At 46.2% G+C, this 14,590-nt stretch carries 11 protein-coding genes and 2 pseudogenes; 12 read left to right on the forward strand and 1 reads right to left on the reverse strand.

The genetic code is table 11. The annotated features are described in order from the left end of the window. Positions 1-19 precede the first annotated feature (19 nt). From EGM68_RS09980 to EGM68_RS10015, 7 genes and pseudogenes are all read left to right on the forward strand, one after another. On the forward strand, positions 20-2,146 hold the full coding sequence (locus EGM68_RS09980; RefSeq protein ID WP_129549099.1) for a prolipoprotein diacylglyceryl transferase: 2,127 nt from the start codon (positions 20-22) through the stop codon (positions 2,144-2,146). Next, entirely contained in the window at positions 2,143-2,442 is a 300-nt protein-coding gene (locus tag EGM68_RS09985) for an EscU/YscU/HrcU family type III secretion system export apparatus switch protein (protein WP_013370655.1), read from the forward strand. The genes EGM68_RS09980 and EGM68_RS09985 overlap by 4 nt, the downstream gene beginning before the upstream one ends. After that, entirely contained in the window at positions 2,442-2,825 is a 384-nt protein-coding gene (locus EGM68_RS09990) for a YraN family protein (protein WP_013370656.1), read from the forward strand. Before EGM68_RS09985 ends, EGM68_RS09990 begins: the two co-directional genes overlap by 1 nt. 155 nt (positions 2,826-2,980) lie before the next feature. Beyond that, the gene (locus EGM68_RS09995) at positions 2,981-3,532 is read left to right on the forward strand and encodes a nitroreductase family protein (protein WP_040101582.1); all 552 of its coding nucleotides are present in this window, start codon (positions 2,981-2,983) and stop codon (positions 3,530-3,532) included. 211 nt (positions 3,533-3,743) lie between these two features. Continuing rightward, positions 3,744-3,954: pseudogene (locus EGM68_RS26520) on the forward strand (ATP-binding protein); the annotation flags it as partial. A 1,142-nt stretch (positions 3,955-5,096) separates the two neighbouring features. Further along, a pseudogene (locus EGM68_RS10010) lies at positions 5,097-5,272 on the forward strand (EscU/YscU/HrcU family type III secretion system export apparatus switch protein); the annotation flags it as partial. Positions 5,273-5,493: 221 nt separating this feature from the next. Beyond that, positions 5,494-7,113: a YifB family Mg chelatase-like AAA ATPase gene (locus EGM68_RS10015; protein WP_129549100.1), complete on the forward strand. Its 1,620-nt coding sequence runs from the start codon at positions 5,494-5,496 to the stop codon at positions 7,111-7,113. Positions 7,114-7,391: 278 nt separating this feature from the next. On the opposite strand, the gene EGM68_RS10020 is transcribed toward EGM68_RS10015, so the two are convergent. Beyond that, positions 7,392-7,820 carry an organic hydroperoxide resistance protein gene (locus EGM68_RS10020; protein WP_013370662.1) on the reverse strand — a complete coding sequence of 143 codons (429 nt, stop codon included), beginning with the start codon at positions 7,818-7,820 and terminating at the stop codon, positions 7,392-7,394. 147 nt (positions 7,821-7,967) lie between these two features. Between EGM68_RS10020 and EGM68_RS10025 the strand changes: the two genes are divergently transcribed. The 5 genes from EGM68_RS10025 (at position 7,968) to topA (ending at position 14,583) form a co-directional block, all read left to right on the forward strand. Further along, positions 7,968-8,438 carry a MarR family winged helix-turn-helix transcriptional regulator gene (locus EGM68_RS10025; RefSeq protein ID WP_058829476.1) on the forward strand — a complete coding sequence of 157 codons (471 nt, stop codon included), beginning with the start codon at positions 7,968-7,970 and terminating at the stop codon, positions 8,436-8,438. Positions 8,439-8,777: 339 nt separating this feature from the next. Continuing rightward, positions 8,778-9,938 carry an ADP-forming succinate--CoA ligase subunit beta gene (gene sucC, locus EGM68_RS10030; RefSeq protein WP_016820942.1) on the forward strand — a complete coding sequence of 387 codons (1,161 nt, stop codon included), beginning with the start codon at positions 8,778-8,780 and terminating at the stop codon, positions 9,936-9,938. Positions 9,939-9,987: 49 nt separating this feature from the next. Then, complete coding sequence (gene sucD, locus EGM68_RS10035; RefSeq protein ID WP_013370665.1) at positions 9,988-10,917, forward strand: succinate--CoA ligase subunit alpha; 930 nt, start codon at positions 9,988-9,990, stop codon at positions 10,915-10,917. 229 nt (positions 10,918-11,146) lie between these two features. Then, positions 11,147-12,265 (forward strand): DNA-processing protein DprA, encoded by a 1,119-nt coding sequence (dprA, locus tag EGM68_RS10040; RefSeq protein ID WP_043885927.1) that lies wholly within the window; start codon positions 11,147-11,149, stop codon positions 12,263-12,265. Positions 12,266-12,480: 215 nt separating this feature from the next. Next, complete coding sequence (gene topA / locus EGM68_RS10045; protein WP_013370667.1) at positions 12,481-14,583, forward strand: type I DNA topoisomerase; 2,103 nt, start codon at positions 12,481-12,483, stop codon at positions 14,581-14,583. Positions 14,584-14,590 lie beyond the last annotated feature (7 nt).

The raw sequence follows: 14,590 nt of genomic DNA on the forward strand, positions 1-14,590 counted from the left end.
GAGTGAGAGGAGGGGCGATATGAACATCGGATCTGTATTCCGGGGATTACTTGGAGATGTGAAGGCGGGAGAGGCGAAAAAACTTGATATGCAGCCAGGCCAGGTCGTAAGAGGAGTCGTATTAAAGGTGTCTGAGGACGGCGACGAGGCTGTATTGCAAATACAGGGTTCTCAAGTCAGGGCAAAGCTGGAGACCCCTCTTCAACCTGGACAGACTGCAACGTTTCAGGTACAACCGGCTTCTTCCAGCGGAATGACTGTGCTTAAGCCTCTGAATGATGCTGCCAATATGCCACAGCAAACCGTAGCGCTGACAGACGTATTGGAATCGGTGGGACTGCCGGATACAGCTCAAAACAGGGAGCTTATACAGGCAATGCAAAAGAATGGTGTGCCGTTGACATCGGAAAATGCGGCTTCTTTGCAAGAAGCCTTGTCGAAGCAAAGCGGCAATGTACAATTGGGAACGTTTGTGCAGGCAGCGGCAGTTGCCTTTCAGCGGGGACTTCCATTAACGGCCGAAAGCATAAATGGATTGCGTCAAACAATGTTTGGGCCTCCTTTAAATGATTTGTTGTCATCGTTGGAGCAAGAACTTGAAGCGGTGTTAAAGCAGCAAGGACAGGGAACGCCTACTGACCGTTCAGTAGGGGAAGCAACCACAATAAAAAGCACTGACCGAACGTCAGTTAGTCCAACAGGCACTTCTTCTGTGGTGATTGCAGAGGGACAGGAAGGCCAAGCTTTAACATTGTCCAAGGATGCTTCTGCCTCTGCTGCTACAAAACAGGCAGAAACAGGACAACAAGTCACAGGCGGCAAGGAATTGTTAAAAGGGACTCAGGCAGCCAATCTCGCTGCTACAGTAAGCGAAGCGAGTGTTTTGGCTACAGATTCGGATACTTCGGCGGGATCTACTGCATTTGCATCCAACGGGACTGCTTCAGAAAAACCGCAAGCAGTTAGCGGGCGAGGAGCGACAGTGGTATTGGATGCTGGTGCCAATGCGCCTGAATCGGGCGCTGCTGATGCATTAAACGGCTCCCGCGTCAAAGCGGAGCAACAACAGCAAGCCACTGCGGCAGGTACGCAGCTTAAGGATGCCGATGGTGCTCCAACTCCGGCCACGGCAGAGTCTACGGGGACGAAGTCTGCCTTAAACGCAGTCACGGCAGACCGTCCTTCCGCACAGCAAGCCGCTGGCTCTACGCTACCATCCGCGACGAACAACGCTACTGTGCCAGAGGCGCCGCTCCAGCGGCTGCGCCTCCTGCTGCAAGAGCTACGTGCAGCAGTGCCACCCGAACTGAGCACGGCTGCGCCAGATCAGTCCTCAGCAGAGGTAGCGCAGCCAGCGGCTGGCGCTTCGCGGACTGCGGATGCCGCTGCTTCACAGTCTGCGGCGCCCAGCATGCAGCTCAGCCCCACGGAGGATCCGTGGGTAGGCCGTGTGCTGAAGCTGCTCGGTGCAGAGCACGAGCAGCAGGTACACCGCTCGACTGCGCAGCTCGCGCAAGGGGCAGCGGCACGTACGGAGCCGCCTGAGGGAGTGTTGCAGACGCTGCCGGGTTTAGCGACTACGACAGACAACTCCGTGACAGCGGCCGCAGACACCGTTAAAGGGGCGCTACTACAGCTAATGAGCAGCGACGACCTGCCGCCCGCTTTGAAAGAGGCGGCTCAGCAGGTTGTACAGCACCTGACAGGCCAGCAGCTGCTGCTAAATACAGACCGAACGGCGCCTTTTGCACAAGTGCACATGTTTATACCGTTTATTGGACCGGACGGTCGCGAAACAGCTACAATCCAGATTCAGTCCCGCCGTGGCAAGCGCGGAGAGCTGGATGCCTCCAACTGTCGACTTTGGTTTGATTTGGACATGAAGGGACTTGGTCCGACGCTGGTGGATGTGCAGGTTGTAGATCGGATTGTAAGTCTCAAGCTTCATAATGATCAGGAATGGGCGGCTTCGCTATTAACGAGTGGGCGTGAGTCCATTCGTACCGCGCTGGAGTCGCTAGGCTACCAACTTCTAACACTGCGTACCGAGCCTATGCCCACAAGGGCTGAACAGAGCAGCCCCGCCTCTTCAGAGGTACAAAGCTATGTGCCTCAGCCGTACAAAGGAGTCGATCTTAAAATATGAAAGAGCCCTTGGAATCTCCTTCTCCTTCCATGAAGAAGGCGGTCGCCCTTAAATATACACCTGGTGAGAGCGAAGCGCCGATCGTCGTTGCCAAGGGGAGCGGCCGCATTGCGGATAGCATTTTGGAAAAAGCCAAAGAACATGGTGTTCCTGTTCAGGAGGATGCTGCGCTGGTTGAAGTGCTGTCCAAACTTGATTTGGACGAGCAAATCCCTGCTGAACTCTATCAGTTGGTAGCAGAGGTGCTAACATATATATATCAAATGGATCGGCTTGCTCCAAGGGATGACTGGTGATGGGAAATGAAATGAAGACTAGAGGCAAGGACCAGCGGAAAGCCAAAGGAGCGATGGGCGAAGAAGCCGCGGCTTTGTTTTTAGAAAACTTGGGTTATCGTATCTTGGAGCGCAATTGGCGATGCCGTAGTGGAGAAATAGATCTGATTGCCAAGCAGGAGCACATACTCGTATTTATTGAAGTACGTAGCCGAAGCAGCTCTAAATATGGAACACCAGCCGAATCAGTTACTGCACGTAAAATAACCCAGGTTCGCCAAACAGCCGCAGTATACTTGCATATGAACGGAATGGGAGAATCTCCAATCCGTTTTGATATGATTTCTGTACGATTATCTGCTGAAACGGCTGTTGTTACGGACCATTTTATAGATGCCTTTTAAAAAAGTAAGAACTTCTTTGGATGTTGGAACACAGGACTGAATTCATATGTACAGGTTGACAGAAAGGAAAGCTGCAGGTATATTTTATTGAGAATAGTTATCATTTTCATTCTATAATGAATATCTAGTCGTTGTACCTGTGAAGGAGGATTTACGTGACAAAGCATACCTTTAGTGAACATGTCATAGATGTAATTCAGGAACGCCGGACGATTAAACGATTTAAACCTGACTCTATCCCGGTAGATACGATTAAAGAACTACTGAACGTCGCTGTATGGGCTCCTAATCATAAAATGCGTGAGCCGTGGCGTTTTCTGTTGTTTGCTGGTGAGGGACGGAAAAAGCTTGCAAAAGCCATTGCAGCCGATATTGGTAAAGACAACAAGTTTGAGAGTGGAATTCTGCACAACCCGATTCAGCTTTTAGTGGTGATGGAAGAAGATCCGCGTCAAGCGGTTTGGGATGAGGATTTTGCAGCAGTCAGTGCGCTTGTTCAAAACTTTATGCTTGCTGCATGGAGCAAAGGGATCGGAACGTTTTGGGTGACAAAACCATTTCTGTATTCGCCTAAATTCCGTGATTGCTTGGGAATTCAACCAGGTGAGAAGGTAATTGGAATGATATATGCAGGCTATCCTGAAGTTATCCCGGAATCAAGACCACGTACTCCAGTAGCCGATAAGCTAACCTTAATTGACAAATAATCTGTCGGCAGATAAGCTTAGTTGAGGATTTGAAATTAGGGTTGAGAGCTAATTTAGAACATTATATTTGCAATAAATGAAGATTTGGAAGCACCTTTTTTCATATAGGCAATGATTCCCGAGAGGGACATTTCAATATGAGGAGAGGTGCTTTTTTGATATGTATGGAAAATTACATGAAGCTTGTCTATATGGATAGATGGCGTTCTGACCGGACGGCCAAGCGACCAATCAAAATTGTACTGCCAATGAACAAGTCATAATCCATTCCTATGACCATTACCCCAAGCAGAGCATATACCGTTGTGTGAGCAAGAAGCATTGATCAGTAATGTGGAGGATTACAGCGATGTATTGGTCAGCTGCACGCCAAACGTGTGTTAGTTATCGCTGCAGCAGGAATGCATAATATTCTGCTGATCCATAAAAGCGTCAAATTTACGGTCAGCAGATCTTCTCCAATCGTGCAGCTCTCGGTAATTCTATTCGTTCTCACGGAGTTCCTTGATCTTCATTTGTAGCGTGGCAATCCGCTTGAGCAGCTCTCCGTCGTTTTTCGTTCGCTCACTTCAATCAAGTTTTAGACCATAGCCCTGACATCGCGGGGCTTTTTTTATTGCCTAGTGATAAAGATAGTCACTTTTTCCAATCCGTTTGTCTGTTTCGATTCTATAAAAACTAGCATATTTTATATTATCAAAAAAGAAGGGAAGTTGATTCGAATGGGAAAAGTAAATTCTTCTAGAAAAATTCTGAAACCTACGCGTCGCCTAAGAACTAAAGCAGGTACCGCGTTCATTTTTAGTCTCAACAATGTAGGTCCGAATTTGTTCCAAAGTCGCTTGAACCTGGCTGGGTTTGTTAATTCCTCAAGTAGGGTACTTGTCTCGATCACGGAAATTGGTATTTTTGGCGGTCAAGTTAAGCCGTTTCAAGGAGCTGCTACCATGACGATCCATAACGTCGTTCCGCATGACGACGGTATAGTAATTGTGCGTGGAAATACTGGCTGGGGTAGTCCCCTCAATATACGACTTTCAGTCGTGGTTTTCTAATCGTTCAGACCTGCTGAACGCACTTCTCACGGGTGAAAACTGAAAACTCCCGCCACTACGCGGAAATAAAATGTCGAATTCGGGCAGCGTATAGAACAAAAAAAGTCCTGACATCTCAGGATTTTTTTTGTTCCTTCAATTTCTCATCAGACTTACCTAGCCTTCGGCTTCTTCTCTTCGCGCCGACCCAAAGGGAGACGGCTTACTTGTTTTCTTTTTAGAGTTACATCATCGTGGAAAGTAAACTCGACAATACATCGTTCCTGATAAATTTTAAATTGATAGTATTTATGAAATTATAAGAAAATCACAAATGTGTTTAATAGAGCCTACAAGAAAAAAAGCGATCTCCCGCCGAAAGGAAAACTGCTTAGTATCGCCAAATCCTTGATATTACTTAGTTTTTCAATGCGTGACAATGTATCATGATATCCTTCTTATGAGACCGCCGGGTGTTGGAAAAACGATGCTCATCCGCAGGAGAGCCCTTGGAACCTTCTTCTCCTTCCATGAAGAAGGCGGTCGCCCTTAAATATACGCCTGATGAGAGCGAAGCGTCGATCGTCGTTGCCAAGGGGAGCGGCCCATTGCGGATAGCATTTTAGAAAAAGCCAAAGAACATGGTGTTCCTGTTCAGGAGGATGCTGCGCTAGTTGAAGTGCTGTCCAAACTTGATTTGGGCGAGCCCAGGAATCAAGACCACGTACTCCAGCAGTCGATAAGCTAACCTTAATTGACAAATAATCTGTCGTCAGATAAGCTTAGTTGAGGATTTGAAATTAGGGTTGAGAGCTAAATTTAGAACATTATATTTGCAATAAAATGAAAATTTGGAAGCACCTTTTTTCATATAGGCAATGATTCCCGAGAGGGACATTTCAATATGAGGAGAGGTGCTTTTTTGATATGTATGGAAAATTACATGGAGCTTGTCTATATGGGATAGATGGCGTTCTGATCGAAGTTGAGACTGATTTGTCCAATGGCTTGCCTCAGACCGCGATTATCGGATTGCCGGATTCAGCGATTCGAGAGGCAGTAGAGCGTGTGAGAGCAGCAATCAAAAACTGCGGTTTCAAATATCCGTCCCAGCGTGTCACGATTAACTTAGCTCCTGCAGATTTGCGTAAGGAAGGCTCATCTTTCGATCTTGCTATCGCTTTAGGCTTGCTGACAACCAGTGGACAGGTTGTCTTACCAGTAGGGGAACGAACGCTGTTTATTGGCGAGCTGGCACTGGATGGCAGCATTCGTCCTGTAAATGGGGTGTTGTCTATGGTTGATCTGGCCAAGCGAGAAGGATTCGATTCCGTGCTGCTTCCTCAAGAAAACGCAAGCGAGGCTCGTCTAATTGCGGATATACGTATTTACGCTATACGCCATCTGGTGGATCTTATCCCGGTTAATGATCATGCACAAGCCACCCCGGACGGCCAAGTGACCAATCAAAATTGTACTGCCAGTGAACAAGTCATAATCCATTCCTATGACCATTTACCCCGAGCAGAGCATATACCGTTGTGTGAGCAAGAAGCGCTAATCAGTAATATGGAAGATTACAGCGATGTATTGGGTCAGCTACACGCCAAACGTGCGTTAGTTATCGCTGCAGCAGGAATGCATAATATTCTTCTTATGGGACCGCCGGGTGCTGGAAAAACGATGCTCATCCGCAGGTTGCCCTCGATCCTGCCGCCTTTGACTGAAAAGGAGTCGCTAGAAGTGACCAAGGTATACAGCGCAGCAGGAAAATGGAAGGATTCATCGCCCCATCTCATGCATGTTCGTCCCTTCCGTGCGCCTCATCATACGATCTCTGCTGCTGGATTGGTGGGCGGAGGAGGCATACCCAAACCAGGAGAAATCAGTCTTGCACACCGAGGGATTTTATTTCTCGATGAGCTGCCTGAGTTTAGCCGTCATGTACTAGAAGTGCTGCGGCAGCCTCTGGAAGACCACCATGTTACAATCAGTCGTTCACGTGCAGTGTTTAAGTATCCGGCGCATTTTTTACTTGCAGCTTCTTTGAATCCGTGTCACTGTGGCTTTTTCGGTAATAACACGGAACATCAGCGCTGTACCTGTTCACCTGCAGCAGTAGCTCGATACCGCTCACGTATTTCCGGTCCATTGCTGGATCGAATTGATCTTCAGCTTGAGGTATCACAACCGAAGGATTGGCGGGAGGAAAAAGGATCACTGTCGTCTGCTGATATGAGAAAGCAGGTGTTGGCTGCTCGAGCAATACAAATCCGCAGATACAGCAAGCTTCCTTTTTCATGGAATAGTGAGCTGTCCGGTCAGATGCTGCGTAAATATGCGGTTTTAGAACAAAATGCAGCGGAGTTGCTTGACCAGACGATGGATGCACTTGGTTTAAGCATGCGTGCGTATGATCGAATTCTCAAGCTGTCCCGCACCATTGCAGACTTACAGGAGTCAGAGAAAATTACGACTTCACATGTGGCTGAAGCTATTCAATACCGCCAGATGGATAGAGCAAATTCCAAATTTCCCGAAATGTAAAAAGGCAATAAAATAGCAGATACAGTACATCATTTTTATGAAAAAGTTTTTCCAAAGGGTATGTATACGAGAGAAAACGGAAATAAGGACAAAAAAAAGCTCCAGGCAAAAAGACCTGGAGAAGCAAAAAAGATTATGACAATAGTGATTATACTATGAGTATATCAATTTCGTATATACGATTATGCATCATCTCCCATGTTACTTGATGGAAAAACAACAAGCCCCTCGACCAATATGGTTGAGGGGCTTGTTGTGAAATTCATTCTAACTCTATGTTACAAAACGTTCAGCTTCACTTCAATATTACCGCGGGTAGCGCGGGAGTATGGACATTGTTCATGTGCGCCTTCCACCAGTTTTACCGCAGTTTCATGATCAACGCCTTTGACCAGAACGTCGAGGTTTACTCCGATTCCGAAGCCGCCGTCTTCGACTTTGCCAAAATGGACCGTAGCTGTGACTTCGGTACCTTCATGTTTAACACGTTGCATGCGAGCGACCATATTTAAAGCACTGTCAAAGCAAGCAGAATAGCCTGCTGCGAATAGCTGCTCTGGATTCGTACCTGTACCGCCGGCGCCACCCATCTCTTTTGGAGTATCAATATCTAAACGAAGTTCAGGGGAAGAAGACTCGATATAACCGTTACGTCCACCAACTGCTTTTACTGTTGTTTCATACATTTTTTGTTGAATGGTCATCATAATCCAATCACTGCCTCTCGCTCAATTTGTATTTTACACAATTTAATTTATCAAAATAATTATTTTTTGTAAAGTATTTTATGCAATTAGAATGTACTTTGCTATATAATGTGCTAAAATAATGACGAAAGTAGGTGACTAGACAGCATGGAAAACAATTCCAATGAACACGCGGCTTTGAAACTTGATAATCAGTTATGCTTTGCCATATATGCATGCTCCAGAGAGATTACAAAGCTGTACCAGCCTTATCTGGAAAAGATTGGTGTAACGTACTCGCAATATTTGGTGCTCATCGTGCTTTGGGAGCGTGAAGAGTGTACAGTGAAGGAATTGGGTGAGGCGTTATATTTGGATTCTGGCACACTAACTCCACTATTAAAGAGGTTACAGAATGCCGGGTTGATCGATCGAAAGCGTTCCACTCAAGATGAGCGTAAGGTGCTGATTTCTTTGACGACAGAGGGAAGAGCGTTGCGGGATAAAGCCCTGTCTGTACCAGGATGTATACAGGAAAAAACAAGTATGACTCATGATCAATTTGGGTCGCTTCTGCTTCAGTTTAATGATCTGCTTGATCGTGTTCATCAAGCGAATGTACAAATTGAAAAATCATAACAGGTACTTTCAGTTGCTCTTGCGAATTCTTACGACATGAGTTGTTCTAAACTGAAAGAAAATGCCCTTAAATTCTAATGAAATAAAGTACCTCTCATTGCGGATTAGGTAATCCCATTTTGCGGAGGTGCTTTTTTTGTGTGAATTTGTATTAAAAAATAAAATCCAATAATATCCAAACATTCGATTTTGGGAATGATAATGATATCAAAATACTGTAATTCATGAGGTTAAATTATAAGGAAAGCGTTTTAAAAACATGTTACAATGATGTAGGTTTAGTATAGATTTCCTTGTGAACCGCCCTTGTTGCAGTCATGTTGATAGGAGGATTCCAGAATGAATATCCATGAATATCAGGGTAAAGAAGTATTAAAGCAGTACGGAGTGGCTGTACCGAACGGCAAGGTTGCCTACACGGTGGAAGAAGCCGTTGCTGCGGCAGAAACGCTTGGAAGCGCTGTTACGGTCGTAAAAGCACAAATTCATGCTGGTGGACGCGGTAAAGCGGGTGGCGTAAAGGTTGCCAAAGGCTTGGATGAGGTGCGTACTTTTGCTTCTGAAATTTTGGGTAAGGTGCTTGTGACACATCAGACCGGACCTGAAGGTAAAGAGGTCAAACGCCTTTTGATTGAGGAAGGCTGTGATATTCGCAAAGAATATTACGTAGGCGTTGTCGTGGATCGCGCGACTGGACGCATCGTATTGATGGCCTCCGAAGAAGGCGGTACGGAAATCGAAGAGGTGGCTGCGGCTACTCCGGAGAAGATTTTTAAAGCAGTTGTTGATCCAGCAATTGGGCTTCAGGTGTATCAAGCTCGTAAACTGGCGTATGAGATTAATATTCCCAATGAGCTGGTAAATAAAGCGGTTAAGTTTATGCTGGCGCTTTACGAAGCATTTGTGGACAAGGACTGTTCGATTGCAGAAATTAATCCCCTAGTCGTTACGGGTGATGGGAATGTAATGGCGCTGGATGCCAAATTGAATTTTGATTCCAATGCGTTGTTCCGTCATAAGGATATTCTGGAATTGCGTGATTTGGATGAAGAGGACGAGAAGGAAATTGAGGCATCTAAATATGATCTAAGCTATATCGCTCTGGACGGCAATATTGGCTGTATGGTCAATGGTGCAGGTTTGGCGATGGCCACGATGGATATTATCAAATATTACGGTGGCGATCCGGCCAATTTCCTGGACGTTGGAGGCGGTGCAACAACGGAAAAGGTAACCGAAGCGTTCAAAATCATTTTGTCCGATCCGAAGGTAGAAGGTATTTTCGTCAACATTTTCGGCGGGATTATGCAGTGTGACATCATTGCGAATGGCGTCGTGGAGGCTGCCAAGCAGTTGGGGCTGACTCGACCGCTTGTTGTCCGTCTTGAAGGAACGAATGTTGAGCTCGGCAAACAGATTTTAGCGGAATCCGGTTTGAATATTGTGGCAGCCGATTCCATGGCGGATGGTGCCCAAAAAATCGTTGAACTTGTTCAATAGCCTGTTTGCATTCCGATATGCCGAATAAACGATAGGGGATGTGAAGATCGTGAGTATTTTGGTCGATAAGCATACAAAGGTGATTACACAGGGGATTACGGGAAAAACGGCGTTGTTCCATGCCAAAGGTGCACTTGATTACGGTACACAGATGGTAGGTGGCACCTCTCCAGGTAAGGGAGGCACCGAGGTAGAAATTACACTGGAAAACGGACAACAGGTCAAACTGCCAGTGTTTAACACAGTAAGCGAAGCCAAGGAAGCTACGGGGGCAACTGCTAGCGTCATTTACGTGCCGCCGGCTTTCGCAGCGGATTCCATTTTGGAGGCTGTGGATGCGGAACTGGACCTCGTGATTTGTATCACAGAGGGGATTCCGGTACTTGATATGATCAAGGTCAAACGTTTTATGGAAGGTAAAAAGACCGTTCTGATTGGCCCTAACTGTCCGGGCGTTATTACGCCAGGAGAGTGTAAGATTGGTATCATGCCAGGTTACATTCATCTGCCTGGTCATGTAGGCGTTGTGTCACGTAGTGGTACTTTGACCTATGAGGCAGTGCATCAGTTAACCACTCGAGGTATAGGTCAATCTTCAGCGGTTGGTATTGGCGGTGACCCAGTTAAAGGTTCGGAATTCATCGATATTTTACATCGCTTCAATGAGGACCCCAACACTCACGCTGTCATTATGATCGGAGAAATCGGTGGTACAGCTGAGGAAGAGGCTGCCGAGTGGATCAGGGATAATATGACGAAGCCAGTCGTTGGTTTTATCGGTGGTGTGACTGCGCCTCCAGGCAAACGGATGGGGCATGCAGGCGCCATTATTTCTGGCGGAAAAGGAACGGCAAAAGAGAAGATTGCAACGCTTGAAGCCTGCGGGATCAAGGTGGCACCGACTCCTTCCGAAATGGGCTCGACACTGGTAAGTGTGTTGGAAGCACGTGGTATTTTGAACTTGTGTACAACACATTAAATCGTGTTTCTTCATTAATATACAGGCTGTAAATCAACATCGAAATTTGCTGCTGGCTAGTGTATAATGAAAGAAAGGTAAGCAACCTTTTTATCTTCTGAAACAGGGGATGAAAAGGTTGCTTTTTTTTTGCGTTGATACAGGCTTATCAGGGAAACGCTTGCAAAATGATCCGTTGTGCCACAAAATAAGGAAGGGTTCACTCTTCCATGAATGGGGGAACCACAGTTTGGAAGAAAGATGGCTTTTATTAGGTCTACATGAGTTAGAGGGAATCGGAAGAAGAACTATTCAGCGTATTTGGTCGAGTGATTATCGATTGCATGAGCTACTGCATTTTAGCGAACAAAAGTGGATTGAGATAGGCTTAAGTCCCACACAGGCACGCATTGCGGCACAGTGTTACGATGAAGAATGGGTGCATGAACGATATCAGCGAATTCAATCCAGTGATATTGGTACGGTAACTTATGTGGACAAAGATTACCCCTTATTAATGAAGGAAACAGTTGACCCTCCTTGGGTGATGTATACAAAAGGGGATAAATCACTTTTGCACACATGTTCTGTAGCCATGGTAGGAACTCGCGTTCCTACTGCGTATGGTCGTAGAGCAGCGGAGATACTAACAGAGGAATTATGTAATGCAGGGATTACAGTGGTTAGTGGATTGGCGAGAGGGATTGACAGTATTTGTCACGAAACAGCCCTGCGCCAGGGAGGCAACACGATTGGTGTACTTGGAACAGCAATTGACCAAATTTATCCTCCCCAAAATGCCTCTTTGTTTGCAGAGATGGCTAGTAAAGGTCTAATCGTATCGGAGTATCCTCCAGGTACGAGGTCTCATCCGGGGATGTTTCCACAACGTAATCGCATTATTGCCGGTTTAACGAAGGGGACGCTCGTTGTAGAAGCAGACGCTAGAAGCGGTTCCTTGATTACAGCGGATGCTGCGCTGGAGGCAAATCGAGATGTGTTTGCTGTTCCTGGACCCATTACGTCACCGAAGAGTAAAGGCACGCTGAACTTGATTAAGCAAGGAGCCAAAACGGTCACTGAAGCTTCGGATATTATTGAGGAGTATGAAGCAGATTTGCGTACAAGGCAGGTTTCTTCATACAATAGAGAACAGAGTCTTAATCTTAAGAAAGTCTCCAAAGCATCAGAAAGTGAGACTTCTGAGGAAAAGCGCGTAGTGCTGCTGCTGGAACAAGGAACCATGACACTGGATGAACTGCTTGATGCTACGGCATGGGATTTTGGACTTTTACACGCAGTTCTGTTATCGTTAATCATAAAAAAAAGGATCGCTCAGCTAGCGGGCACAAAATACAAGCTTATTTAGTCATTGTTTTTGTCAAATCCTTAGTTAGTAAATGCGTAAAATTCAATTTTAAACATAGGTGGAGGGAAATTAGCGTTTATTCGCATCGCGGATTCCTACTCCTTCCCCACTTCCTGAAATGTGTTGAATTTATAGCTCGTATTAACGAACTATAGCTCACCACATTTCAGGAAGTTTATCATATTCATGTGTGTAATTGAGAGGAGGAAGAGCCTATGGCGGATTCACTCGTCATCGTGGAATCGCCTTCCAAGGCGAAGACGATCGGCAAATACTTAGGCAGCAAATATATCGTCAAGGCTTCCATGGGTCATATCAGGGATTTACCTAAGAGCCAGATCGGTGTAGAGGTTGAAAATGATTTTAATCCCAAATATATTACCATTCGAGGTAAAGGCTCAATACTAAAAGAGTTAAAGGATGCCCGAAAAAAAGTAAAAAAAGTATATCTGGCGGCTGACCCGGATCGCGAAGGCGAGGCTATTGCTTGGCATCTGGCGCATGCGCTGGAACTGGACGATACGGCGGATTGTCGTGTGGTGTTTAATGAAATAACGAAGCAGGCTGTCAAAGATGCTTTTAAAACCCCCCGCAAGATCAACATGGATTTGGTCAATGCGCAGCAGGCACGACGGATATTGGATCGGCTTGTCGGTTATAAAATAAGTCCATTGCTCTGGAAAAAGGTAAAGAAGGGTCTGTCTGCTGGGCGTGTACAGTCGGTTGCAGTGAAAATTATTCTGGACCGGGAAAACGAGATCAATGAGTTTGTACCGGAAGAATACTGGACGATCACAGCTAAATTAGCTATTAAAGACAGCACTTTTGAAGCGAAATTCCATAAGCTACACGGCGAAAAGAAAGAGCTCTCTAGCGAAGCGGATGTACAAGAAGTGTTAGAAGCTATCGGAAAATCGTCTTACAAGGTGCGCGATGTGAAAGAGAAGGAGCGTTTACGCAATCCGTCTCCTCCATTCACAACAAGTTCCTTGCAGCAAGAGGCGGCTCGAAAGCTCAACTTCCGGGCATCTAAAACGATGTCTGTAGCGCAGCAGCTGTATGAGGGTGTGGATTTAGGAAAAGAAGGGACTGTGGGTCTGATTACGTATATGCGTACGGATTCCACACGGATCGCCACTTCGGCTCAAGAGGAAGCGAAAGAGGTCATCGTTCAAAAATATGGCGAAGATTTTGTGCCTGAAAGTCCTCGTCAGTATTCAAAAAAGTCGGCTAATGCTCAGGATGCGCATGAAGCGATTCGTCCAACCTCCGCCTTGCGTGATCCGGAAACTGTTAAGCCTTTTATGAGTAGAGATCAGTTCCGATTGTACAAACTGATATGGGAACGTTTTATGGCGAGTCAGATGGCTTCCGCTATTATGGATACTTTGTCCGTTGATATTGAAGCAGGCGAGGCGATATTCCGAGCAGCCGGTTCAAAGGTTCGCTTTCCAGGCTTCATGAAAGTGTATGTGGAGGGGAATGACGACGGTAAAACCGAAGAAGATAAGCTGTTGCCGCCACTCCAACCCGGCGATAAGCTGAAAAAGGAATCGGTTGAACCAAAGCAGCATTTTACACAACCGCCTCCTCGCTATACGGAAGCACGACTGGTGAAGACGCTGGAGGAATTGGGTATAGGACGCCCGAGTACGTATGCACCGACGCTGGAAACCATTCAGAAGCGCGGTTACGTCGCTATTGAGGAGAAGAAATTCTTCCCTACCGAGCTGGGAGAGTTGGTCATCGAGCAGATGGAAGAATTTTTTCCAGAGATTCTGAATGTAGAATTTACAGCCAATATGGAAGGTGATCTTGACCACGTCGAAGAAGGCGAAGGTGATTGGGTCAAGGTGTTGAGTGACTTTTACGAGTCATTCGAGAAGCGTCTCGAAGTGGCTGAAGAAGAAATGAAAGAAATTGAAATTAAGGATGAAGTATCCGACGTCATCTGTGACAAGTGTGGCAGCCCCATGGTGTATAAGCTGGGCCGCTTTGGTAAATTTCTGGCCTGCTCTGCTTTCCCGGATTGCCGTAACACCAAGCCAATTGTCAAGGATATCGGGATGAATTGTCCTACATGCGGTGAGGGACATGTCGTCGAACGACGAAGTAAAAAAGGACGTGTCTTTTACGGATGTGACCGTTACCCAGAATGTGATTTTGTATCCTGGGATAAACCGTCCATTAAGCCTTGTCCAAGTTGCAGTGGCCTAATGGTCGAAAAACGTACTAAACAGGGAACGAAGCTCAACTGTACCGTCTGCGATCACAGCGAAATGCTGGAGGAGAGCGATGAGAGTGTAGAGACTTCTTAAGAACAAA

It is taken from the genome of Paenibacillus sp. M-152 (assembly GCF_003856555.1).
GTDB classification, from domain to species: Bacteria; Bacillota; Bacilli; order Paenibacillales; family Paenibacillaceae; genus Paenibacillus; species Paenibacillus polymyxa_C.

Bases quoted from the DNA above. Each gene is read 5' to 3' on its own strand.
- EGM68_RS09990 (WP_013370656.1), top strand. From the start codon at position 2,442: ATGGGAAATGAAATGAAGACTAGAGGCAAGGACCAGCGGAAAGCCAAA.
- EGM68_RS10015 (WP_129549100.1), top strand. From the start codon at position 5,494: ATGTATGGAAAATTACATGGAGCTTGTCTATATGGGATAGATGGCGTT.
- EGM68_RS09985 (WP_013370655.1), top strand. From the start codon at position 2,143: ATGAAAGAGCCCTTGGAATCTCCTTCTCCTTCCATGAAGAAGGCGGTC.
- EGM68_RS10025 (WP_058829476.1), top strand. From the start codon at position 7,968: ATGGAAAACAATTCCAATGAACACGCGGCTTTGAAACTTGATAATCAG.
- topA (WP_013370667.1), top strand. From the start codon at position 12,481: ATGGCGGATTCACTCGTCATCGTGGAATCGCCTTCCAAGGCGAAGACG.
- EGM68_RS09980 (WP_129549099.1), top strand. From the start codon at position 20: ATGAACATCGGATCTGTATTCCGGGGATTACTTGGAGATGTGAAGGCG.
- EGM68_RS10020 (WP_013370662.1), bottom strand. From the start codon at position 7,820: ATGATGACCATTCAACAAAAAATGTATGAAACAACAGTAAAAGCAGTT.
- sucC (WP_016820942.1), top strand. From the start codon at position 8,778: ATGAATATCCATGAATATCAGGGTAAAGAAGTATTAAAGCAGTACGGA.